The following is a 23,946-nucleotide window of genomic DNA, read 5'->3' as shown; positions in this document are numbered from 1 at the left end:
TAATAATGCTCATTGAAAGCACTATAAGCACAGGCAAGGCGGCAAAACTCCTTGGTGTCCCGGTCAAGACGTTGCAGCGTTGGGAACGCGAAGGAAGGCTAATTCCGGTGGCCCGAACGGACAGCAACCGCCGCCTCTACACTGAGACGCAGATCCGTGAGTTCATCGGTTTGCGGCAGGCCAACCATGCGCCAACAAAGCTTGTCGCCTACTGTCGGGTATCGAGTGCGGCGCAGAAGCCGGACCTGGCGAATCAGCGCAAAGTGCTGGAAGAGTTCGTGGTGGCGAAGGGATTGGCGGGGGTCGGGTTTATCGGGGAAGTGGGCGGCGGGCTGAACTTCAGGCGCAAGCGGTTTCTGGCCCTTATGGACGAGATCGGGCGACGGGAAGTCAGGATGCTGATCCTCGCTCACCGGGACCGCCTCACCCGTTTCGGCTTTGAGTGGTTCGAACATTACGCCCAAACCCATGGCTGCGAAGTGCTGGTACTCAACCAGGAACGGCTGTCTCCCGAACAGGAAATGGTGCAAGACTTGATGACCATCGTGCACTGTTTTTCGTCCCGGCTGTACGGTTTGAGGGACTATCGAAAGAAGTTGGATGAAGCGCTGAAACAGGATGCGAATGACGTCAAAAAGGCCCAACAATGCAACTAACCCACAAGATCGCTCTTTGTCCGACTCCTGAGCAAGTGGACTGCTTCAAGCGCGCCTGCGGCACGGCGCGGCGTGTTTGGAACTGGGCGCTCAATGAGTGGAACAGGCAATACGCAGCAGGCGGCAGGCCAAACGCCATGGCGCTCAAAAAACAGTTCAACGCCATCAAGTACACCGACCCGCAGTGGCTCGATGAGAACGGTCGGCCTTGGTTGCAAGACATTCACCGGGATGCCCACGCCCAGCCGTTCAGGAATCCCGCCAAAGCATGGGAACGGTTCTTCGCTAAGGAGGGCAAAGAAGCGCACGAGCCACGGCTCAAGAAAAAGGGCCGTTGCCGCGACAGCTTTTATGTTGCCAACGACAAGTTCACCCTGGAAGGCAGGACGATCCGTCTGCCCAGGATCGGTGAAGTCGCCATGACCGAGGAACTGCGCTTCGCGGGCAGGATTTTGGGCGCAACGGTTTCTCGCACCGCGGATCGTTGGTTTGTGGCAATACAGGTCGAGGTGCCTGATGCGCAATTCTATCGGCGTCGCACGTCGCACGAGGTCAACGGCATCGACCTGGGCATCAAGGCTGCCGCAACGGTCTCCAGCGGTGAAGTCATCGAGGCGCCAAAGCCGCTCAAAGCAGCGCTGCGCCGTCTGGAAATCCGTAGCCGACGTCTCAGCCGCAAGCTGGAAGCCGCCAGGAAGGCAGCAGGATTTGAACGCCCTGCCCGCCTGCCTGAAGGAACGCGCCTGCCGGTATCGAACAACCGGCAGAAGTCCGCTGCGATATTGGCAAGGCTCTATGCCCGCATGGCCAATATCCGAGCGGATTTCACCCACAAGCTCACGACTCGACTCTGCCGCGAAAACCAAGCGTTGGTGATCGAGGATTTAAACGTCAAAGGGATGCTGCAGAACGAGAAACTCGCCCGCGCCATCTCTGACGTGGGTTTTGGGATGTTGCGCTCGCCGTTGGAATACAAGGCCCGGCGCTACGGTACTCAGCTTACCATCGCTGATCGCTGGTATCCAGGTAGCCGACTGTGCTCCATCTGTGGCTGGAAGAACGAGGCGCTGACATTGAGAGAGCGAACATGGGTGTGTGCTCAATGTGGTGCGCACCATGACCGTGACCTCAATGCGGCGCTGAACCTGAAACGGCTGGCAACCGAAACTGCCCTACCCGTGGCGAGTCCGTCCAGCAATGGCGGCGCTGCGGCGGGGACGGTCCCCGCCGTAGTCGGGAAAGTCACGCCTGTCAGATACGACGGTGGTCAACAGGACACGTCGGGGCAGGAAGAGAACCGTGCGCACTTTTGCGCACATTCTTGATAGCAGGAGACCCGTGTGGATCGGCAAGCCATCGAATGCGCCAAGGAAGTCTGCGGTCGGTGCCCTAAGAGTCTGTCCGGTCCTGGTGGCCTCGGCCGTGTCTCGCCTGTCCTGGCACATGAATACGGAACAGGCGGACGGAGCTGGACGCTGACGGGACGGCTTGGCTTCTGGCTTCAGCTTACGTTTGACGAACCTGTGAGCCTCAATTGGCCACTCGGTGCCGACGCACACTTCGGTGCCGGGCAGTTCGCACCTGTGGACCAATCCGAAGAAACGTGATCAACGCCTTCGGTAGCACGCCGGCTAACAGCAGCATGCAGCGGACACTGCCGCGCGCCGCTGAACTCTGGCGTCAGACCCTGTCCGTGAGCACCGAGGCACACCGCTTGTTGCGCTTGTCGAGGATTGTGCAAACCGTGGCAGTTGGTGCGGAATGCAGCGCACCGGCTGGGGCACGTCACCATTAGCGTGGTGAAGAGTGTCACCGTTGCGAAGCAGCCTGCCGGGCAACGAGTGGCGACCTCGTATCGAAGCACCGCACGACCCGTCAACCATTGAGGTGGCTACAGGCCGAGCTTCCGAGGCTTGCCAATCGTGTGCCGCATGGCAGAGTTCAGACTTGGCTTCGTCCGCTCCGGCGTGTCGCTTACAATTTGTGCAGGATGTTTTTCCAGCAGTGGAAAGAGAGGTGCAACCATGTCATCTACGGCAGCCATTATGACAGTAACAAAAATGCTGGAATCTTTGCCCGAATCGGTACAGGAGCGGGTAGTCGAGCATTTGCGCGAGTATCTTGCTGACCTGCAGGATGAATTGAAATGGGATAGCCTGTTTGAGCAGACACAGTCCCAATTGGTGACCGCTGCCCGTCGTGCGAAACAGGATATTGTGCAGGGACGCGCACAACCAATGGACGATGAGCAATTATGAAGTCAGCCGTGTTGCCGTCTTTCTGGGCGGCGTATGACATGCTCAATGCCGACGTCAAGCATAGTGCCAGAAAAGCCTATCGCTTGTGGGTGGAAAATCCCTTTCATCCATCCTTGTATTTCAAGTGCGTCAATCGCGAAGAGAATGTGTGGTCGGTAAGGATCACACGCGGCTATCGTGCTTTGGTGTTCTTGAAGGTGACACGGTAACGTGGTTCTGGATTGGCAGCCATGATGAGTACGAATGTTTCGTCTCATGATGGAAAACCATGGCGGACCAACCTGCCGCATTTCTGAAACTTTGTGCAGACAAAGAACGCTTCCGATGGCTGGAGCCCCCTGTGACGACACACAAGATCAATGTCCTGCACCCTCTGGCAGCCAGGACTGCCGCAGACCACGCCGTTGCCATCCTTGAATGGGCGCAAGCCGCCCGGCAAGCCTGGTCGCTGCACCACGAGCAGGTGCAAGTGGGCGGCACAGCTTCGCCGATGAGTCCTAACCCCTCGTCTAAGCTGACCCGCTGCGGCAGGCTTACAGTGACTGCCTACGCGGGCAGCCTGGCTCAAACGTCAGGCACCACCCCGCACTGGGGCTGGATTGGGAAGGGAAAGTGTCATGACAGAAGGCACTTACAAAACCCGGCTTCAAACTGCCTTTGGCAAGCCGTGGTGTGACCGGGTCCTCACCGGCGACTACCGGCCAGCCGTACCGTTTTCGATTCAGGACGTGGACATTACGGCGACGTTGCCAGCCATCTTCTATCTTTCCCGCTATGTGCAGCGGCGCGGCAAGGGGCGGCTGGCCGAGGTCTTCGGCGGCGGGGACAAAGAGTCTTCAGTGGCTTCCGTTGCCAGTCAGCTTGCCCAAACCCCCCATTTCAGGGGCTTTGAAGACGAAACCACCCGGCACATCCTGGGCGATCTGCTCATGGGGTTCTGTCTGGAAAACCGCAGCCGCTCGGAAGACAAGCAGGAACCGCTCCGGCGGGCGCTGCCGACGCACTACTTTGCCGGCTGGCTCGATCTGCCGGAACGCAGCGTCAACCTGCGTTACGTGCCGGAGACGATTGTGGCCATGCTGGCCGGTCAAAACGGCCCGGTCGTCACCGACTCGCCGGCCGATGATCCCACACCGTTTCCTGTCGGGCGGCGGTTTCGGGAAAACCTGCTGCTCAAGCCCTTCCTGCATGGGGTGAAACCACCGGAGCCGTTCAGAGACCTTTCCAGCGACCAGTTTGATGAAGTCACACCGGTGACACTCCCGGAATGGTTGACAATCCGGCTGGCGGAAGCCCTGGAGCAGCCGCCGCGACCGCTCAGCGCCAGCGCCGGGGGGGCGGCTATCCCCAACCAGCAGCCGCTGGCCTGCATTGCCGCGCCGCTGCGGGAAGACCTGGAGGTGTTCATGGCGGCTTACGGCGAAACCATGCCGCGTGGCGTCCTCATCAACCTGCTCGACGCGGCCCTGGCCGTGGGTCTGTCAACCATCCTGACGAGCACGGCTGTCGCCCTGACGGCATGGGCGCAGGACGGGCGTCTGCCCTCCCAACTGCCACGGCTGCCATTGCTTGTGGATGCTTCCAACGGGCTGGACAGGGAACTCAAACGCGCCTCGAAAAAGGTTTTTGAAGCGCAGAGCCGGTTGTTGGCGGAAGTGCCGGTGATCCTGATGGCCTTGCGCCTGCTCGACGCGGAAGTTTCGGCCATGGCAACACTTTCAGCGTCGTTGCCCACCCGGACCCCGCACGGCGACGCCTATCTCAACCTGCTGGGTGAGGTGCTCTGCGGACGCCATCCCGCTTCCGGGGCTGTCCTGAAGGCACTGGCTGAAAAAGCGGCCCGGATAGCTGAACTGTGGGCAGAAGATGACCCCCAGATCGTGCGCGACCTCCAAGCGGCGCAGCGGCCTTCCCACGAGTCGGTATGGCGGCTGGCCCGTGTCCTGACAGCCCTGCGCGGCAGGAAACAGACCAGGAAGTGGTTTGAGCTGCTCGATGCCTGCTTTCTGTGCAATCACCCCTGTGGTCTGGTGACGAAACCGGCGGCTGCCGGTAGTCGCGCGCGCCAGGAAACGCGGCATCCGACCCTGACCGATACCATGCTCGATTATCTGGTGCACCTGTGGGTGGCGCATCAGCTTCGGGAAAAGCAGCCGCCCACGGTGGAGGGGTTTTTCAGGTGGTTGCGCAACCGTTACGGCCTGTATGTTCACGAGCCGCTTCCCTCCCAGGCACCGGTGCCGGCGACCCTGCTGAGAAGAAACCGGCAGTGGACAGAAGACCGTCTGCGCGATCTGGGCCTGTTCGTGAGCGTCAGCGATGCTGAGTCCGGCAAGCGCCTGCTGGCGCGCTTTCCCACGGCCCACGAGTGAACGGCCCACGAGTGAGAAGCCCGGAGGAGATCAGGGATGACGCGGTTCCTGACCAGCATTGAACACTGGGACAAACAGGCGGATGTTCTGGCACAGGCTTTCCTGCGGCTGCTCGGCAAGGCGCATCCGGGCAAGGTGGCCTTTGTGCGGGATGCCCCACTGGATGTCATCCGCCGGCTGGCCTGCGACCTGCACTTTCAGCAAGTTCTGAAGGAACAGCACTGGCAGGTTTACGGCGTTGCTGAGCGGGAAGACAGGTACGACAACATCATTACTTCTGACCAGGCTGTGGCGCTGCGGGAACAGAAAGGCCCGGCGCTGTTGCTGCTCGTGGACCGTCAGAAAGCCGGCCCCGGTATGGACGGGGTTTATAGTGCCTGCCGGGAAATCAAGGAAGAAAAACTCTTCAAGCAGGCCTGTGACGAGGTCGTGCAGGGGATTGAATCACCCACTTACCGCAAATGGCTGCGCCACCTGCTTAAAGAAACGAGTCAACAGCAGGAACATCGTTCACCCTGGTTTCGGTTTGATTTTCTTGTGCGGAGCGCCACCGACCCCTCATCCTGGGGGAAGTTCTTGTGGTTGCTCGGACTATGGCCCGTGGTTGGCTTCCCCATCACCAGCAAGGCTGATGAGCAGAAGGCGCTGCTTTATCTGAAGCAATCTGCCCGGCTGGTAGCTGAGGTGCTGGACACAAGAGACCCGCTTTTGTCGGTTGCAGAACGTCTGGCGCGGGCCCAGGTGCGGACAAAAACCGAAGCCGACACTCTGGCGCTCCAACAATTCCTGGAAACCAGACGGCACGAACCGACAGAAGCCCTGCTCCGGGCGTTGTCCGAACATCCACACTTCTGGCTTGGTGAGATTGAGCTTGCCTCGGCCGCGACCAGCCTGAGTGCGATTGAACTCAGTCCCTGGCGTACCAAGCGCGGCACTGCTCCCTTCAAGTGGTCGGGACTCATTGCGGACGAACAGGAAAAAGACCCCGTGTGGGTCATCAGCCCGGATGACGACGAGGGGCAGCTCCAAATCAAATGGAAAACTGTGCCGCCGGAACTGCCGGAAGGCAGCGTGCAGTACCACTTGTCCATCGTGGCTGAAGACGGCCAGGCACTGGCCGGGAAACAGGTTTCGCATCGCGGCAAAAAGGAAGAGGTCGCCGCCTTTACCTCCGATGAGCTGACGGACGATACCGGGCAGCTCTACGTCCGGGCGCGGGTGCGCCTCACGGCTGAAGACGGGCAGACGCGGATTGAACAGGAAACCGAGCCGTTCATCATCCGGTATGGCGATCTGCCACCCGACGCTGCACACTCACGGTCATTTCCCCGGGTGCGGACGCTCAGTGAGGGCCTGGTGCAACTGGATGAACTAGAACAGGCCAGCGCCGCCTATACCTCCCTGGAAACAGTATTTGCGGAGGGTCAGGTGGATTTGTCTGTCTGCCGGGGGCGTGGGTTTCGTCTCGCCCATCCGGAGCTGTTTGACGAAATCGCCTCACGCTGGAAGGGAGACATCGTACGGTGGCGGCTCAAAGTCCGCACTTCAGGGCGCTGGCAGGCTGCCGACCTGTGTCCTGTACCCGTGCTGCCCGGTGAGGAAATATCGGTTGGTCTCTGGCAGCGCACGCAGGCAGCCACCGAAGCCCTGTCCGAGCTATGCCACCGGGTCAGCATGAGTGGCCTGTGTTATGTCGTCGGCACGCCCCAGGCAAAGCTGATCGAAGATTACCTTGATGCCTGGTGTGAACTGCTGGCGGTCGGCGACCCGGAGTTGGCGCTAGTGGGGACGGTTGAAGTCCGTGACGGACAGGACAACGTCCGTGGGCTGATCGTGTTGCCCACCCATCCGCTGCGGCTGGCCTGGCAGGCCGCCTACGATGACCTGCTGTTTGAGCTGCGTTTCAGGCAGGGTGCAACGCTCAAAGGACGTAAGCACGACCTGAGTTATCTGAGTGGCGCCTGGTTTCCGGGTTGGTTGCCGGGTGTGGACGGCGTGCGTGCCTTCGTCTTTGCTGACACGCTGGGCTTTCACGCTGTGGTGCTGACGCCCGAAGCCGACCCCGAACCCAAAGCCACAGTGGCCCTGCTGGCGCAGGCGCTCGACAACGGCGGGCAGGAAAGCCAGGCGCAGGAATCCCTAGCCGAGCGGAGCGCCGGCCTGCTCGGTGAAGAAATCAGGGTCTATGCTGCCGGACATCCTGACCAAAAGCTGCTACACGTCCACGCCTTGCGCGCCGGCGATGCCAGGGTGGTTGTCCGGGCGCTAGGCCGGTTGCATCAGACGGCTCCGGCAACAGCCACCCAAACCAATACCGAAGACGACGCTGAAACAGAAGCCGACAAACCACCGGCTTTTGTGCTGGAGTTGTATGCGGCATCCGCCGGTACGCCTACGACGGGGCAGTTTCTGCATCGCCTTCTGGCACGCTCCCGTCACCGGGGCGCAAACCATCTTTCCCAGGAAGACCGCTGGGTGAGTGGTGTGACCCGTTATGAGCCGGAGGGCGTTAACCAGCCTAACTTGCAGTGGGTACAACGGATGAAGTCACTCCCGGAGACGCCCGCTCACTTGGGGGTTGTATTTGACCTCTTTACTTCGCAGGTCACGGTTGTGGACGAGAAGGCAATGGGTCCGGCTCGTCGCCCGCCGGCGGCGCTGTACGGCCTGCTGGCAGGTCTGCATCGCGTGTACCATCCTGACCCTACGCCCCGATGGACAGCCTTCCTGCCTGATTGTGGTCGCGCAACCGATCATCCCGCCGATGCGCGACACACGGCGCGGCTGAAAAGTCTCCAAGCCAGCCTGGATGCCCTGCTGGCAAAGCATCTGGGGAAGACATCGGGTGTGCTGGCGCTGCAAACGACGCTTTCGGAAGAACGCCAGCTTGAGCTGCGCCGGATGCATGAGCAGTGTGACTGGGTGCTGATCCTCGACCATTTCGCCGGCGTGGAATACTTCGACCATCCCTACGTCCACGGCGAGGTCTATGAAGCCCACGTTCTGGACTGTGTGCCCGAACGGGATGATCTGGCCGATCTGCGGCTGGTGGCTTCCACGGCGCTGGTGGAAGAAGTCCAGGAACTTCTCGCCGAACTCATCAGACAGGCCGGCGGCGACCCCAGCCCGGAAGCAGCCCGGTTCTTTCTGGCGCGGCTTAGGGAAATCAGTGGCCGTTTGCCAATTCGGCTGGCGGGAGCGCGGCCTCCTGCCAAAGAACTGCTCGCCGTAGCTTGGGCGGCGGCGCATTGCCGGAACGCCACTGCGGATGACCCCTGCTGGGTTTCGCTGCGCAAGGGCATCCTCGTGCCCCTCGATGACCTCACCGATGTGCTCGGAGAACCGCCACGGGCAAAACAACCAGCCGACCCCTCCACGCCACATGAGCGCCGTGCCGACTTCCTCTATACCTTTTGCCATCCGCAGGGGACGCTGGCCGTGCGTTTCATCGAGGTCAAGTATCGCCAAAACCTGGAGAACTTTTCGCCTGAGCAGGTCAATGTCCTGCTCGACGACATTCGCCGCCAGGTTGAAGCCACACAGAGGCAGTTTCGTGAACAGTATCTGGACGGGTCCGCGCCACTTTCCCTGCGTGCCCTGCGGCAGGCGCGGCTCGTGCGTGTGCTGCGTTCCTATCTGGACAAGGCACGGCGCCACAACCTTGAACCGGAAAGCTACGCGGCGATCGCGGCCGAACTCGACCGCATCCTGCACGCAGCCGGCGATTACCGGTTTCTGGTGGAAGAAGGTGAGCATCGCGGGTGGGTGTGTTCTCCAGACTGTCAGGCGGTGAAGCCGGTGGAGCTGTCCTGGGCTGGCTGGCCCGTCAGAACATTTCGTTTCGGCCTTCACCTGCCGACCCAGGATGACCACCCCATTTCCATTCAGAAACCAAAGGAAAGTGAAACACCAGAGCGCACCCCGGACGACGGCTCCGGTGAGTTGTCAGGCGGCTCAGCCAATGCCGCACAGAATGGTGAAACCGACGACCAGGTGACCCGACCGGACAAAGAGGCGGAGGGAGAGCCGCCGGAGCCGGACATCCTTCTGGGGAAGACGAACCATGGCGCGGACGTTCACTGGAAACTCACCATTCGGGGCAATCCCCACCTGCTTGTCGTCGGACTGCCCGGCATGGGCAAAACCACCTGTCTGCTCAACCTGTGCGTCCAGATGTATCCGTACGGCGTGTGCCCGGTGGTGTTTTCCTACCACCAGGATTTTGATGAGAAGCTTCAGGCGCGCATCCCGCAGGTGGATTTCCTCAACGTCGGACAGCTCAGCTTCAACCCGCTGGAGGTTCCGAACCCAACCCATCCCCGGACTTACGTGGATGTGGCCGGTGCTGTCCGCGACCTTTTCGCGGCGATGTACCCGGACCTGGGCGACCTTCAGCTTGGAGCCATCCGCCAGTCCCTGGTGGACAGCTTCCGGGAATGCGGCTGGGACGATCAGCGCGCCGGACAGACGCCACGCTTTGGACGTTTTGTTGAGATCGTGCGCCAGCGGGCGGTCAAAGATGCCGCCCTGAAGCGGTTGCTGGTGCGCCTGACCGAGTTGGAAGACTATGGGTTTTTCCAGACCCTCTCCGGTGAAGTGGCACGCGATCTGTGGCAGCGGGATGTGCCGGTTGTCGTCTGCCTGCACCGTGAGCAGAGTGAGCTGGTTCAGCGCGCCTTTGCCATGCTGGTGTTTTACAAGCTCTACAAGGACATGTTCCGGCGTGGGCTTCAGTCCCGGATCACGCATGCCGTCATTTTTGACGAAGCCCACCGCGCCCAACAGCTCAGGCTGATTCCGACCATGGCCAAGGAATGTCGCAAGTACGGCATTTCGCTGGTGCTCGCTTCGCAGGAAGCGCGGGATTTCCACGAAAGCGTCTTTTCGGCCATAGCGCACCAGTTAGTGCTGCGCGTCAATGAAGCTGACGCCAAAGCGCTGGCCCGGAACATGGCCACGGCCGCCGAGCAGCGGACGGTGATGGACCGCCTCAAGTCGCTGCCGAAGTTTCAGGCGCTGTACTTCAGTGAAGGGGAGCCTGTGCGCCACGTCCGGTTGCTGGCTGACGGTGCATAATGTTGGAACGGTCTTGGTGCTTGACCGGCAGGTGGTGGCGCAATGGTGCCGGCCCTGACCTGTTTCAAAGCCAAAGGATGCTATGACCATGGAACGCCAACCGCGCCGCCTCAAATGGTTGAGTGAGGTTCAGAAAGCCTACCCCGGGGCGCGTCGGGGCAACTGGGAAACCCACGGCCTGGACAGCCCCTTTGCCCACCAGACCTACGTGCCGACCGGTCTGGAGGAAGCGCTCTACCGAGACGTTATCAACCGGCGTTTTCGGCTGGTCGTCCTGTGTGGGAACCCCGGCGACGGGAAAACGGCCCTGCTGCAAAAACTGGCCGGTCAGTTAGGCATAGACAAAACCCGTCAGCCCACTGGAACCATTGAGCATCGGCTGCCGGATGGACTGCTGGTGCGCCTCAATCTGGACGGTTCGGCCGCCTGGGAAACGAGTTCCTCGAATGACCTGCTCAACGACCTGCTCCGTCCGTTTGCCAACGGTGCGCCAGCGGAAGACATTGTGCATCTGCTGGCCATCAACGACGGCCGTCTGATGGGCTGGCTCGACGGGCAAACAACGCCTCTGGCCCAGTCCCTGCGCCGGTTGCTCAATGGACAACCCTCCGACGCACCGCACATTGGCTTTTTCCACCTCAACAACCGCTCGCTGGTGGGCGAATTCGATCAGCATGGCAACCTGCGGACAGATTTTCTCGACCAACTGCTGGACCAGCTTTACGGAGGCGCTGAAGCTGGCAGGATTTGGCAGAAGTGCCAAACCTGTGTGGCGCAACCCCGCTGCCGGGTCTTTGAGGCAGCAAGATATTTTGGACCGGCTAACCTGTCCGGCATCGAAGATGAACGCCGACGGCAGCATGCCCGGCAACAGCTTTACCGGCTGTTTCAGGCCGTCCACCAGCGGGGAAAAATCCACATCACCATCCGGGAACTGCGCGGGGCGCTGGTCTATATCCTGTTCGGAATGGCCTCGTGCGACACCTACTGCAAGGCAGACGGTGCAAAAAAGCCCTATCCACCTTTCTGGGAGCGTGCGTTTCGGGTGGCGACGCCTGACCGCCAGGGACGGCTGCTGGAAGAACTGGCCTCCTTCGACCCGGCGCTGGAAGCCCATGCCCGGCTCGACCGGGCGCTGCTCAGGCACTACCGGGGCGTCCACCGGCTGGCCGAGGCGCGGCGGCGCGCTTACTTTACATGGCTGCCGGAAGAAATCGAGCGGGCTGGGGGGCCGGGAACCACCCTCGATCTGGCGCGCGGCCGGCATCTGGACACACTGCGCCGGCTGCCGCTGATGTCGGACGAAGAAAAGCAGGCAGTGCTGGCGCGGCTGGGCCGTGGCTTGTCGCGCCTTGAGCCACTGCCGCAGCCGGCTTACCGTCCGGGCCGGATTCCCTTCCGGCTGCATCCGCGCACACCGACCGATACCATGTTCTGGGTCGAAACCCGGCTGGAAGATTTCACCCTGGAATCACCGCTGCTTGGCACCGGAGTCTCGGAAACTGGTCGGCGGGGACTGCCCGCAGAGGCATTTCTGGTGTATCGCTTGCCAGCAGGCAACACGGTGCGTCTACGCCTGACAGCCGATCTGTTTCACGTCCTGCTGGAACTGGAGGGGGGCTATCAGCTCAGTGCCGCGACATTGGAGCAAACTTTTGCCCACCTCTCCCTGTTTATCGAACAGATGATTCACGCCCAAAACCAAGTGTGGTACGCCTGGCATCCGGCACAGGAAGACCGGGTGTATCGGCTTGCCATCGAGACACGTGACCTGGGATTTGGTTATCATCAGACCCTGCGCATCGTCCCGGAAAACTGAATCCCTACGGCAACTCTGGAAACCGGCTTTCCCGCATCGGAGGCAGCAGGCAGTCCATGGAAGACCGTTCCGACCGTTTCCTCATCATCGGCGCCGGCCCGACGGGGCTGGTTGTGGCGCGCGCGCTCAAACAGGCAGGCATTCCCTACGAGCAGGTCGAAGCCGACGAAGACGTGGGCGGCAACTGGCGGCACGGCGTCTATACCACGGCCCACATCATTTCCTCCCGGCGGACGACGTCCTTCCCGGAATACCCCATGCCAGCGCACTACCCTGATTTTCCCAGTCGCGCGCAGATGCTGGCCTACCTGTGTGATTATGCGCGCCATTTCGGACTGCGCGAACACATCCAGTTCCGGCAGGAAGTAACCGCAGCCACGCCCCTGGAAGACTGGTCGTGGCGGGTTCGGCTGGCCAACGGTGAGGAACGCCGCTACAAAGGCGTCATCGTTTGCAACGGCCACCACTGGGACCGGCGTTTCCCAACCTATCCGGGGACGTTTACGGGCGAGTGGTGGCATTCCAAGGACTACCGCCACCCGGAGCAGCTTGTCGGTAAGCGGGTGCTTGTCATCGGAGGCGGGAACTCCGCCTGCGACATTGCCTCCGAAGCGGCCCGTGTCAGCGTCTGTAGCCACCTCAGCCTGCGCCGGGGCTACTGGTTCCTGCCCAAGACCATGTTCGGCATCCCTACAGTCGAAATCATGCGCGGCTGGATGCCGGTTCCCCTGCAGCGCCTGCTGCTGCGCGTGCTGCTGCGGATTATCGTGGGCAAGTACACCCAGTATGGCCTGCCCGAACCCGACCACCGCATCTTTGAGCGGCATCCGACGGTCAACTCCGAACTGCTGCACTACCTCAAGCACGGGCGCATCCGTCCACGCCCGGATGTTGCCCGGCTGGAAGGCCGCCGGGTGCATTTCGTGGACGGCACGTCGGATGAGTACGACCTGGTGATTTGCGCCACCGGCTTTCACCTGAGTTTTCCGTTTCTGCCGCCCGGACTCGTCGAGATCAAGGGCAGCACGGCGCAGCTTTACGCCGGGGTCATCCCGCCCCGGACCCGCAACCTGTACGTGTTCGGCACGAGCCAACCCCGCTATGGCTTCGGCCCGTTGGCCAGCCCGGCCGCCGATCTGTTGGCTCAGTTCATTCAGCTTCAGGACAGCATGACGCTGCCGTTGAGTGTCGTATTGGAAATGGGCGGGGAGAAACTCCCGACGACACACCTCGTGGACCCGCACGCGGCCCTGCGGCGGATGAAACTCGCGCGTTATTTCCTGCCGCTGCTGGCCCGCCGGGAGCGGCGGCTGCGCACCTCACCCCGGGCGCGCGCCATCACGCTGTGGACGCCGGCGCGCACGGCCTGACACTGCCCGAAAAAACCGGGGGCGACCTTTCAACCAAGGCCGCCCCCAAAAACATTTCCGACGAGATTGAAGGTGATGCGTCAGCGACCTGGGCCGTCCCTGACGCATCACCCGCCAGCTAGAAGTTGAACTTCAGGGCAAACTGAATCTGCCGGGGCGGAGCGGCCAGCGTTGGCGCGCCGCTCAACTGGTAGCTGGGGTTGATCTCCGTGATGTTGACGCGGTTCAAGGCATTGAACATTTCAAAGATGAACTCCAGATTCCGTGCCGTCGCGTCAGCATCGCGTGAGAAGTAGAACTTGCGCGCCAGCCGGAAGTCCACCGAGATGAAGTTTGGCCCGGTGAAGGCATTGCGTCCGACATTGCCCAGGAACGCTGAAACCGGCAGCCCGAAGTTCTGGGGCAGGCGACTGTCAGGCGGCAGCGTGAGAAAGCCGTTGCCGCGCGGGGATGGGAAACAGGTGAGACCGGCCGTCCCGGGTGGGCAGGAGGTGACGAAATTCGGGCGCGCCGTGGAGGAGCTGTTGACCTGGGTCTGATCCACCCCGATGAGCAGCGTGTAGGGGCGTCCGGCGCCGGCTTCGACAATCGGTGCAAACGTCCAGTCCGCCAGCAGGTAGCGGCCCGGCCCCTCGTTGCGCTTGAAGGGGCTGTTGAAGACGGCGCTGAAAATGAAGCGGTGGCGCTGGTCGAAGTTGGAGTTGGACCGGTCAAGCCGGGGGTTGCTGTTGTCCTGCGGTTCCTGCAGCGTCTGCACGTCGGTCGAATCGTCAATGGCGTGCGACCAAGTGTAGGACGCCAGGAACTGGAAGTTGTTGGAGAAGCGCTTGTTCACGCTGAGCGTCAGGGCGTGGTAAATCGAGCTGCCTGACGACTCATAGTTCTTGGCACTGCCAAACGGTACGAAGGGCGCACCCTGCAGGCGGGGCAGGTTGAAGCGGTTGGTCAGAGCCGTGAGTAGCTGCTGGGCCTGGGCCACCGGAATGTTCAGCGTGGCGGCGGTGTAGAGCAGGTTTGGCCCTGTCCGCCGGAAGTCATTGAAGAGGAAGCGCCCAATCGGGGCCACCTGGGCGGGAAGCCCCGACAGACCCGGCCCCAGACTGTTGGGCAGGGGGTTGTACAACCCGGCAAGTGGCCCTGTGCCAAAGAAGCCGACCGTCTGCCCGCCAACGACAATCGGGTTGGTTTGCGCCTGAGCGTTGGCCTGAAGCAGCGCCAGGTTCTGCTGGTTGACGTTGCGCGGGCGCACCAGTTGCAGCCCGCGAATGTAGCTGTACGTGGCATTGACCGTAATCGTCCGTCCGAGTTGCCGCTCGATGGAGAGGTTGCCTTGTTGGGTGTAGTCAAACTCGAAGCCCCGGTTCAGGTGCAGGGTCTGGGAGGTGATGGGTGAAAACAGCAGCGACCGGATAGGGCCGCCGTTGAAAATCTCGAAGCCCGGATCGAGCGGGTTGTACCGCTGCTGTCCAACCTGGTAGCCGGGCAGGGGCGGAACAGGGATGTTGACCCGTTCATTGCGGAAGATGGCCCCACCACCGAGCAGGCCCGGAAAGACAAGGAACGGTGACTGGGCTCCATCCACCACGTCGGACAGGAAGATCAATCCCGCCAGAGGCGTGCCGTAAAACAGCCCGTAGGCGGCGCGAACGACCGTCTTGCCGTTGTTGAACGGGTCCCAGGCAAAGGCGATACGTGGCGCAATGTTGTTGTAGTCACGCGGGATGCCCTGCTGGATGCCGACGATTTCCTCCCCAGCGGCAAACAGGTTGGGCATGTTGATGAGGCCGACGTTGCCGGGTCCAGTGAACGGCTCCGGCTGGACGGGGCGAATCTGTTTGGTGTACTGCACGTCGTACCGCACACCATAGTTGAGGGTGAAGTTCGAGCGAATTTTCCAGCTATCCTGGGCAAAGACGCCGAGCACCGGATTGTTGAAGTTGCTGTTCGGATTGCCGACGTTCTGCACGTAGGACTCCGGCAGCCCCAGCCCATAAGCCTGGACTCCACTGAAAGGCGGAAACCCCTGTGCCGCCGGGAAGAGCTGATTTGGTGGAAAGCCATAAACGCCGCCGAAGTTGACCTCAAACAGGGCGTTGTAGAGCAGGAGGTTGAAGTCGGCACCGAACTTCATGGTGTGGTTGCCAGCAATCTTGGTGAGGTTGTTCGTCACCTGCCAGCGTTTTTCAACACGCCGGGCGGGCGAAAACGGCTCGCGCCCAAAGGAAGCAAAGCCCGGTATTTCGACCCCCACGGTCTGGCCCTGCGGGCCGTAATCCACGCCCCGGCGGGCAAACTGGAAGCGCGACTCGTTGATAAGCGTCGGGCTGATAGTGGCCAGGTTCTGGGCAACGAGGGCCACATCGCGGGTGCCCTGGAAGCCCGTGCGGGTGAATTCGTTGAGCGCCGTGGGCTGGTTCTGCCCGTTGGAGGGGATACCTCGTACTGTCGAGGGGGTGACACTGACCCGGACAAAAAACTGGTGGATGTCGTTGAAGCGGTGGTCAATGCGCAGCGCCGGCAGGAAGGTGCGCTCGCGCACCGTGTAGTTCCCCAGCAGCGTGTTCATCGGACGGAAGGCGCCGGTGCCGAGCGGAACCGGAGAGTTGACACCGGGATTGGTGATACCCAGCGCCGCCAGCGTCGGAAAGATGGCCTGACCGTTGGTCTGGCGGCCGGTCAACCCAACGCTGGAGCCTTCCCGCGCCAGGAAGTAGTAGGTGTTGAGCGCCTGGAAGGAGGCATTGGTGAGCAACGCCGTTTGAACCGCCGGCGGCAGTGCCGTGAACGGTGTGCTCAGGGGAATACCAGTCGCTTGGGACAGGCTGTTGAGTGCAGCATTCAGAAAAGCCGCCTGCTGCGGTGTCACCTGGGCAACCTGACCGCCGATGGGCACGAAGATACCCGCCGGGAGAAATCCCAGGTTGGGGGAGGTGGCCAGCAGGGCCGGCGGCGTAAACGTCGTAAAGCCAAAACCATTGCGCCCTGTGATGTTGAAACCTGTGCCGTTGAGGGTCTGGGCTTCAAAGGACAGAAAGAAAAAGGTTTTGTCCTTGACAATGGGCCCACCAAGGGTAAAGCCACCCTGGAACCGGGTTTCCGGGTACTCCCGCACGCCGGCAAAGGCGTTGTTGGCCGAAAACGCCTGGTCGCGGAGGAAGGCAAAGACGTTGCCGCGCAGCTCGTTGCCGCCGCCCTTGGAGACAATGTTGATGACGGCCGATGAAGCCCGCCCGAACTCCGGGGCGTAACTGTTGGTCAGAATCTGGAATTCCTGGACGGCTTCCTGGGAAACCGTCGCCCGCACCCCGTTGACACCTGAATCCGTGGCATCGGCACCGTCAATGGAGACATTGTTGGCGCGGGCGCGCTGTCCGCCGAAGTTCAACCCGGAGGTTGGCGCCACACCCAGCTTGGGCTGGTTGTCGCGTGTCGTGGTCGAGGTCAGCAGCGTAAACCCGACGTAGTTCCGGCTGCTCGTCGGGAGGTTGTTGATGGCACGCTGGTTGATGGTTTCCGCCACAGAGGTGCGCGAACTTTCGATGACCTGCGTATCCGCCGTCACCACGACTTCTTCCGTGGTCTCACCCACGCGCAGGGTAAAGTCGAGCTGCGCTGCCGCACCGATGGTGAGGATGACATTCCGGTTGACGGCGCGGGCGAAGCCGGGCGATTCGACCGTGATTTCATACGACCCCGGCGGCAGGGCAATGAACTGATAGACGCCGACCTCGTTGGTTGTAGCCTCACGGGTAAAGCCCGTGCGCTCGTCACGCGCCATCACCTTGGCCCCGGCAATGACCTTGCCACCTTCATCACTGACCGTTCCACGCAAGTCGGCGGCGTTGACCTGTGATTGGGCGAACGTCGTCGCCGGCAAAAGCAACGAAGGCATAATCAGCGAACCTGCGCCAAGACATAAGCCAATCAGCCCACGGCGCAAATGACACAGCAGCATGGAAGTAACTCCTTTTTTTCCATAGATTGCCCGGAGCAACCGAGTTGATGGGGGCCGGACATACGTGTATGAGTCAACGGGCGACATCTCACGGGACATAAACCGACCGTCATACGTCCCGGCACTCGATGCCTGAACCTCCAGTACCAAAGCACTTTAGCTTGAGGAAAAAACCGTGAATGTACAGCTTTCTAGCACGTGGTGCGCAGGTGGTGCAAGTCTGCGTCAGATGCGTCAACCTGTGTGGAAACCGTATTTTGCAGTGCGTCATCAGCCCGGCCGGAGCGTCTGGCGACCAACCCTGGCCGGTCTTCTGGGGCTGGGTGTCGCCCTGTCCCTTCCGTTGGGTCTGCCACCGGCCCCTGTCCTGGCTCAGATTGGCGCAGCGCAGACGGCCGAAGCGACGATCTCCCAAGGGTTCTCGTCCATAGGGCCGCCGCTGCGAGCTGCCGAGATTGAGGGGCGCGTCCGGGAAGCCTACCTGCGCAACCGCGAAGTGGACGATGTTGCTGCCGATATTGACCAGCGGGGGATTGCCTTTGAGATGACCGAAGCCTTCGGGCGCAAAATGCGCTTTCTGCGCGCCGCCCAGGTCGAAAGCGCCCTGTGGCGGGCTGATGAGCGCCGGCAGGCCGTTACCGCCCGCCCCCAGCGCCCTGTGGCGCTGATGACCGACAACCCGAACGTTCCGGTCTATCGGGAGACACAGCCGTTTATCGAGCAGGTCCGCGCCGTGGCCCAGGCGTATGTCTCCAGCCTGCCGGATTTTACCGTCCGCCAGCGGGTGCAGCGGTACTACCGGGTGGCCGGCCGCCCCTGGCAACTCGGCGACTACCTTGAAATCGCCATTGCCTACTCGGCCGAAAAAGGCGAGAAACTGGAACTCAAGCTGCACAACGGCGTCTCCACCTCGCTCGGACTGGACGAAGTGGGCGGACTGACCTCGACCGGGCAGTTTGCCGGACTGCTCAAGTCGCTGTTTGATGAAACCTCACAGACGACCTTCCGGGATGCCGGGACGACGAACTTCTACGGACGGACGTGCCAGGTCTTTGCCTACGTTGTCGAGACCGCGTACTCCCGCCAGACATTGCAGGTCGGCAAGGCGCGCACGATTGCCGGCTACCGGGGGCGGATATTCGTTGACCCCGAAACCCGGCGGATTGTCCGGCTCGAATCCGAGAGCTTTGACCTGCCACCGGATTTTCCGGTTTCCGAGGCCGTCTCGATTGTCGAGTTCGGGTGGGTCACGGTGGGCGAAAACGACTACCTGCTGCCGGTTGCAGCACGGGTCGCGCTGACCGACCGCAAGGACCGGATCACCTCCCTCAACTGCATTACTTTCCAGAAGTACGGCAAGTTTGAGACGACGGTGGTCGTTGAATAAGCCCATCAGGAGACTTCTTCGACCGTCGTGGCCAGGGCTTCCGGGCTGGTGTGTTTCTGCGCCTGCCCGGCTTCCCCGGCGAGGTTGAACGCATAGGCGGCCAGCGGCGGTCCGATGGTTTCAAACACCGCCACCGCACCCAGCACCACGGCGGCGACACTCGCCGCTTGGTCCGGGAACAGTTCCGCCGTGGTGCGCGTCAGCCCGATGGCCATCCCGGCCATCGGGATCAGCAACATACCGCGCGCCACAGCCTTGTTAAGCGCTTCCCGGGTGGCGGCCGCCACGGCCACCACGCCCCCAACCTTGGCCAGACTGCGTGTCACAACCAGCAGGATGACGACCGGCGCCAGCGTGATGAGGTCATGAAGGTGCAGGTTGGCCCCGGCCGAAACGAACAGGACGATGAAGAACAGCTCGAACGATTCACCGAACTGAATCTGCGACACCGTATCTTCCTGTTCGAGGTTTTTGACCACGATCCCCAAAACCAGTGGCGCATACAGTGCCGACAGGTTGAAGACGTTGGCCAACCCCGTGGTGAGCATGACGCCCCCGATGACAAAGGCCAGCCGGTACTGCGTGGCCTCGCGGGTACGGTGGGTCAACACATACACCACCGCCCCGGCAGCGCACCCCAGAATGAGTGAGCCAAAGAACCGGTAGGTTGGCAGGAGCAGAATCTCGCTCCAGCTTTTACCGGAAGAAAACTGCACCAGCGGCAGCAGGGCCGAAAACGCCACGAAGGAAACAACGTTGTTGATGGCGACAAGGGTTTTGGTGGTCTCGGTCACGTCGCCTGACGCGCGCACTTCGTGGGCCACGTGCAGAAGCACGGCCGGAGACGAAGAAACGACAATGGCCGCCACCAGCCCGGCGACCGGCAGGGCAAACCCGGCGATCCAGAGAACGCCGGCAACGACGATGATGGTCAGGGAACTCTCGGCCAGTCCCATGACACCCAACGTCACACGCTTCCTCAGCAGGGAGAGGTTGAGCGAAAGCCCCAGCCGGTAGAGGATGAGTCCCAAGGCGATGTCCACCAGAATCCTGGACTTGGCCAGGGTCTCCTCGTCGAGGACAACCAGCCCGCTGGGCCCGAAGAGCAGTCCGATGAGCATAAAACCCGTGATACTTGGCAGCCAGGGGAAACGATGGGACAGATAGCCCCCCAGTGCGCCCAGAATGAGCAGCAGACCGAAGACGGTCATCGTGTCGAAGGCGATGGGCCAGGTCGGCAGGAAGTTCATGGCAGCGGTCGGTTCACCTCCAGCAGCTATGGTTGGCGGGGACGTTGCTCCGCTGGCGGACGTGCAGCGTTTGGTTGGCCGTCGCCTTCCACCACGATCCGAAAAGGGGGTGCCGGGGAGCGCCGGGCTTCGCTGTCGTGAGGAACGGGTGTTTGCGGACCATTCCGCAGTGCCGTGATCTGGGGGGACATGATTTCGATGCCGGCAGCGTCAAAAGCGTCCCGGATGTTGGCATGCAGGGCCGCCTAAGTGTATGGCATCAGCCAGGCGTCGTTTGTGTAGGCATTGAGTTCGTAGGACACGTGAACATCGTTCAACTGCGTTTGCCAGACAAACGGCGGCGGTTCGGCGCGGATACCCGGCGTGGCGCGCGCCGCAGCGATGAGCAGTTCCTGCGCCTGCCGCCACGGAATGTCATAACCCAACGTCACGGTTGTGTGCAGGATAATGCCGCGTGTCCGGGCCAGCGTCGAGTAGTTGATGATGGTGCCGTTGAGTACCTGGGAGTTGGGAATCGAGACGACTTCCTGCTTGATGGTTTCCAGACGGGTGACGAAAAGGGTTTTTTCCACGACATCCCCGGTCGTCGTGCCAATCTGAACCCGGTCGCCGATGCGAAAGGCCCGGGTGTAGGTCAACACAATTCCGCTCACCACGTTGGCAATGGCCGAACTCGAGGCCAGGGAAAACAGGGCCCCGATGAAGATGGAAACCCCGCGAAATGCCGGCGACTCGACGCCCGGCACGTAGGGAAACGCCACGATGAGGCCGGCCGCGACAAGAAAGATGACCACCAGCTTGTAGGTCGGACGCGCCCACTCCGGGTCAAAGCCCCCGATGACGATGACACCCCGTTCGAGCGCCAGCGCAATCAGGCGCGCGCCCTTGATCGCCGCCCAGGTCAGGACAATCACCGTCAGAATGAACAGCAGGTTGGGGATGTAGAGAATGAACGCTCCCCACAGCGTCACGAGTGGCGTCAGGACGGCTTCCCAGAATGACCGCGACAGTCCCTGCGTGGCCGGAAAAAACGTGAACAGCAGCGGCAGGTAGGCAATGACAATCCCAGCCCGCGTGAGAAACCAAAGCCCCGTCAGGGCCGTCAGCCGCGCTTCACGCAGCCGTCCCCCGACCAGGACATCCAACCGGTTCAGCAGCCGTGACGAGTGTGGCGTGGAAGATTCAGCCCGCCACGCCCGGCGCAGACGTGCGACCAGTTCATCCACTGCCCGCCAGACCGCAGCAATGACGACGGTGGCCAGCAGGGAAAACAGCACCCCGGTCAGCAGCGATTGCCACGAAGTGGCCTGACGCACACGTTGCAGAGCCGCTTTGATGTTCCCGGCGGTACGTTGCGCCAGCTCCGCACGTGGCAGACCGGCGGCAACGGCGTCGGCTTCCGTAACCACCGTAATCACCCGGCTGCCCAGCACAATTTCAACCGTGTCGTCATACTCGACCGGGCGCAGGTCTTCCAGATTGAGAAATGGCGTGGCGGCCAGCTCGACCAGCCGCCGCTCAACAATGGATGCCCGCTCTGACGGCGACAGCGTGCCCAGTCGCGCCCGGATGCGAAACACCGTCTCTCCGCCCAGTTGCACCGGCACGCCGCTTTCAACTGCTGGAGCCGGAGCCTGGAGTTCATCGGCCAGAACCGTTTGCACTGTGGGCAGAGCCGGCAACAACAGCAGAACAAGCAGCGCCGACATAAGGGACGGAAAACGTGCACCCCACCGGCGCCAGGTGACTGGACAGGCCGCGGCCGGAGAAGTCTCCCGTGCGGATTTTCGTTGCCTTTGCCTGGACATAGACCAAAAATAAGGCTTCCTGAACATTTCGGCTTCCTTAGATAGCAGACCCCTTGCCAGCAAGCCATGCCCCATCCTGTCGTTGACGCCATTCGGAACGGAGCTGCCCCGCGTGCGGCAAAACTGGCCGCCGCCAATGGTTTGTTGCCGTTGGCCCCGGATGACAACCTGCTCGTGTTGTCCACGCTGGTTCACGATAGTGACGAGGAAATTCGCACGGCCGCCCAAACCTCAGTCACGAAGCTTGACCCAACGGTTGTGCTGCCTATTGCGCGCGATGACCGTACCGATCCAGCGATTCTGTCCCTGCTGTGCACGGCCAGCACCGATCCGTCCATCACCGAAGCCGCCGTTTTGAACCGGGCCACCCCGGATGCCGCCGTCGAGGCGCTGGCGCTCAAAACAACGCAGCCCCACATCCTTGAAGCCCTGACCATCAACCAGCAACGCCTGATTCGCCGCCCGGCGCTCATTGAGGCCATTCTGCACAATCCCCACCGGACGCCGGAAGCCGAGCGCCGGGCGCGGGAGGTCAAGGCCGAGTTTCTCGAAAAGGAATTCGGGCGCCGCCAGGTGGCCGGTGAACGGGCGGCGTCCACGCCCGAAGTTCCGCTCAAGTCTGCGGCTGACCTTGTCCCGGAAGCCTTTGTGGATGCCCCGCCGGGCATCCCTTCCGGCCCGCCGCCGGTGACATCCACGCCGTCCCCGGCCGGGCCACCTGCCGCGCCGCCTTCTCCGCCGCCGGTGACGGCTCCCACGTCGTCTGGCGTCAGCGCGCCACCACCGCCGGCCAAACCGCTCAAGCTGTCCAAGTCGCCCCCGGTGGCCATGATTCAGCAGGGGAAAGCCCCGCGCCCGGCCAAACTCATGGTGGCGCAGGGGAAACTCCCGCTGGCCCCGGAAGACCTGCTGTTTGCGCAGGTGCTTCTGACAGCCGATGCGGATGCGGAAATTGCCGAGGCCGCCCGCGCTTCGCTCGCCACGCTGGACTTCAACACCCTGCAACCCGTGGTACAGAACCCGGAAACGCCGGAGGAAGTGCTGCATTACCTGCTTCTGCACCCCGGCCTTCCAGAGCGGTTTGGCGAGCAGTTGTTGTTGCATCCGGCGCTGCTGGATGAATCGGTACTCGAATTCGTCCGGCAAACCACGAGCGGGTATCTGCTGGAAGCTGTCACCATCAACCAGCAACGGCTCATCCGTCTGCCGGCCCTGCTGGATGCCATCCTGGAAAACCCGGCAAGCACGTTTGAAGCCAAGCGCAAGGCACGTGAGGTCAAAACCGAGTTCTTCGAGAAAGAACTTGGCGCGGAGCGGGTTGCACGCGAACAAAAGGCGCGGGCGGCGAAATTTGCGGCCGTCCTCGACCTGCCGCCCATGCCGGATGAGGCCTTCGAGGCCGAGTTTCAGTCCGTCCTGGCCGGTTTCGAGGCCGAAGTCGGCCAGACCTTTTCCGATGAAGCCCCCAGTGAAGCTGACGCCGACGCCGACTTTGAGGCTATGCTGGCTGCGGTCAAGAGCGAGGAAGGCATTGATCTGCGCCAGTCAAGCGACCCGGCAACCAAGGAGCGCCTGTCCATCTATCAGGCATTGGCGCGCATGTCGGTCAAGGAACGTATTTTTGCGGCGCTCAAGGGGGGACGCGATGTGCGGGCCATCCTCATTCGTGACTCGAACCGCATGGTCAGCACGGCGGTGGTCAAAAACCCACGTATTTCGGAAGCCGAAATTGAGGCCATCGCCAACATCAAGGGGATCAACGAGGATGTTCTGCGCATCATTGCGATGAACCGGGCGTGGGTCAGCAACTACGCCATCATGCACAACCTCGTGCGGAATGCCCGTTGTCCGCTCAACTTCAGCATGCAGTTCATCAACCGGCTTCAGAGCCGCGATCTCGTCAACCTGACCAAGAGCAAGTCCATTCCCGACGCGCTGCGGCAGGCCGCCAACCGGCTGGTTGCCAAACGCCGCGAGACCGGTGGGTGATGTTGA

General features: G+C 61.8%; 12 protein-coding genes and 1 pseudogene. 10 read left to right on the top strand and 3 right to left on the bottom strand.

Features of this window, described 5'->3' with window-relative positions; all coding sequences use genetic code 11:
• Positions 1-5 precede the first annotated feature (5 nt).
• From J8C01_RS14120 to J8C01_RS14090, 8 genes and pseudogenes are all read left to right on the top strand, one after another.
• The gene (locus tag J8C01_RS14120) at positions 6-656 is read left to right on the top strand and encodes an IS607 family transposase (RefSeq protein ID WP_211432848.1); all 651 of its coding nucleotides are present in this window, start codon (positions 6-8) and stop codon (positions 654-656) included.
• A complete protein-coding gene (locus J8C01_RS14115) occupies positions 647-1,981 on the top strand; it encodes an RNA-guided endonuclease InsQ/TnpB family protein (protein ID WP_211432847.1) in 1,335 nt (444 codons plus the stop codon). The genes J8C01_RS14120 and J8C01_RS14115 overlap by 10 nt, the downstream gene beginning before the upstream one ends.
• A gap of 699 nt (positions 1,982-2,680) precedes the next feature.
• Positions 2,681-2,914 carry a hypothetical protein gene (locus J8C01_RS14110; RefSeq protein WP_041569950.1) on the top strand — a complete coding sequence of 78 codons (234 nt, stop codon included), beginning with the start codon at positions 2,681-2,683 and terminating at the stop codon, positions 2,912-2,914.
• Positions 2,911-3,173 (top strand): annotated as a pseudogene (locus tag J8C01_RS15455) (hypothetical protein). The gene J8C01_RS14110 and the pseudogene J8C01_RS15455 overlap by 4 nt, the downstream one beginning before the upstream one ends.
• Positions 3,174-3,531: 358 nt before the next feature.
• Positions 3,532-5,286 (top strand): hypothetical protein, encoded by a 1,755-nt coding sequence (locus tag J8C01_RS14105; RefSeq protein ID WP_211432846.1) that lies wholly within the window; start codon positions 3,532-3,534, stop codon positions 5,284-5,286.
• 36 nt (positions 5,287-5,322) lie between these two features.
• On the top strand, positions 5,323-10,362 hold the full coding sequence (locus J8C01_RS14100; RefSeq protein ID WP_211432845.1) for an ATP-binding protein: 5,040 nt from the start codon (positions 5,323-5,325) through the stop codon (positions 10,360-10,362).
• An 88-nt stretch (positions 10,363-10,450) separates the two neighbouring features.
• Positions 10,451-12,181, top strand: a complete 1,731-nt coding sequence (locus tag J8C01_RS14095; RefSeq protein ID WP_211432844.1) for a hypothetical protein — start codon at positions 10,451-10,453, stop codon at positions 12,179-12,181.
• 56 nt (positions 12,182-12,237) lie between these two features.
• Positions 12,238-13,551, top strand: coding sequence for a flavin-containing monooxygenase (locus J8C01_RS14090; RefSeq protein WP_211432843.1), 1,314 nt, complete (start codon positions 12,238-12,240; stop codon positions 13,549-13,551).
• A 118-nt stretch (positions 13,552-13,669) separates the two neighbouring features.
• On the opposite strand, the gene J8C01_RS14085 is transcribed toward J8C01_RS14090, so the two are convergent.
• Entirely contained in the window at positions 13,670-17,443 is a 3,774-nt protein-coding gene (locus J8C01_RS14085) for a carboxypeptidase-like regulatory domain-containing protein (RefSeq protein WP_211432842.1), read from the bottom strand.
• A 292-nt stretch (positions 17,444-17,735) separates the two neighbouring features.
• Here J8C01_RS14085 and J8C01_RS14080 point away from each other — a divergent pair, with 292 nt between their 5' ends.
• Positions 17,736-18,893, top strand: a complete 1,158-nt coding sequence (locus J8C01_RS14080; RefSeq protein WP_014100897.1) for a hypothetical protein — start codon at positions 17,736-17,738, stop codon at positions 18,891-18,893.
• 5 nt (positions 18,894-18,898) lie between these two features.
• Here the strand turns inward: J8C01_RS14080 and J8C01_RS14075 are convergent, their stop codons facing one another.
• Both J8C01_RS14075 and J8C01_RS14070 read right to left on the bottom strand, forming a co-directional pair.
• Positions 18,899-20,143 (bottom strand): cation:proton antiporter, encoded by a 1,245-nt coding sequence (locus J8C01_RS14075; RefSeq protein ID WP_211432841.1) that lies wholly within the window; start codon positions 20,141-20,143, stop codon positions 18,899-18,901.
• Between the two features lie 245 nt (positions 20,144-20,388).
• Positions 20,389-21,852 (bottom strand): mechanosensitive ion channel family protein, encoded by a 1,464-nt coding sequence (locus J8C01_RS14070; protein WP_211432840.1) that lies wholly within the window; start codon positions 21,850-21,852, stop codon positions 20,389-20,391.
• A gap of 165 nt (positions 21,853-22,017) precedes the next feature.
• On the opposite strand from J8C01_RS14070, the gene J8C01_RS14065 reads away from it, so the two are divergent.
• On the top strand, positions 22,018-23,940 hold the full coding sequence (locus J8C01_RS14065) for a hypothetical protein (RefSeq protein ID WP_211432839.1): 1,923 nt from the start codon (positions 22,018-22,020) through the stop codon (positions 23,938-23,940).
• Positions 23,941-23,946 lie beyond the last annotated feature (6 nt).

It is taken from the genome of Chloracidobacterium sp. D, assembly GCF_018304685.1.
Taxonomy (GTDB): Bacteria; Acidobacteriota; Blastocatellia; order Chloracidobacteriales; family Chloracidobacteriaceae; genus Chloracidobacterium; species Chloracidobacterium thermophilum.
This window is presented reverse-complemented; position numbering and strand designations above follow the sequence as displayed.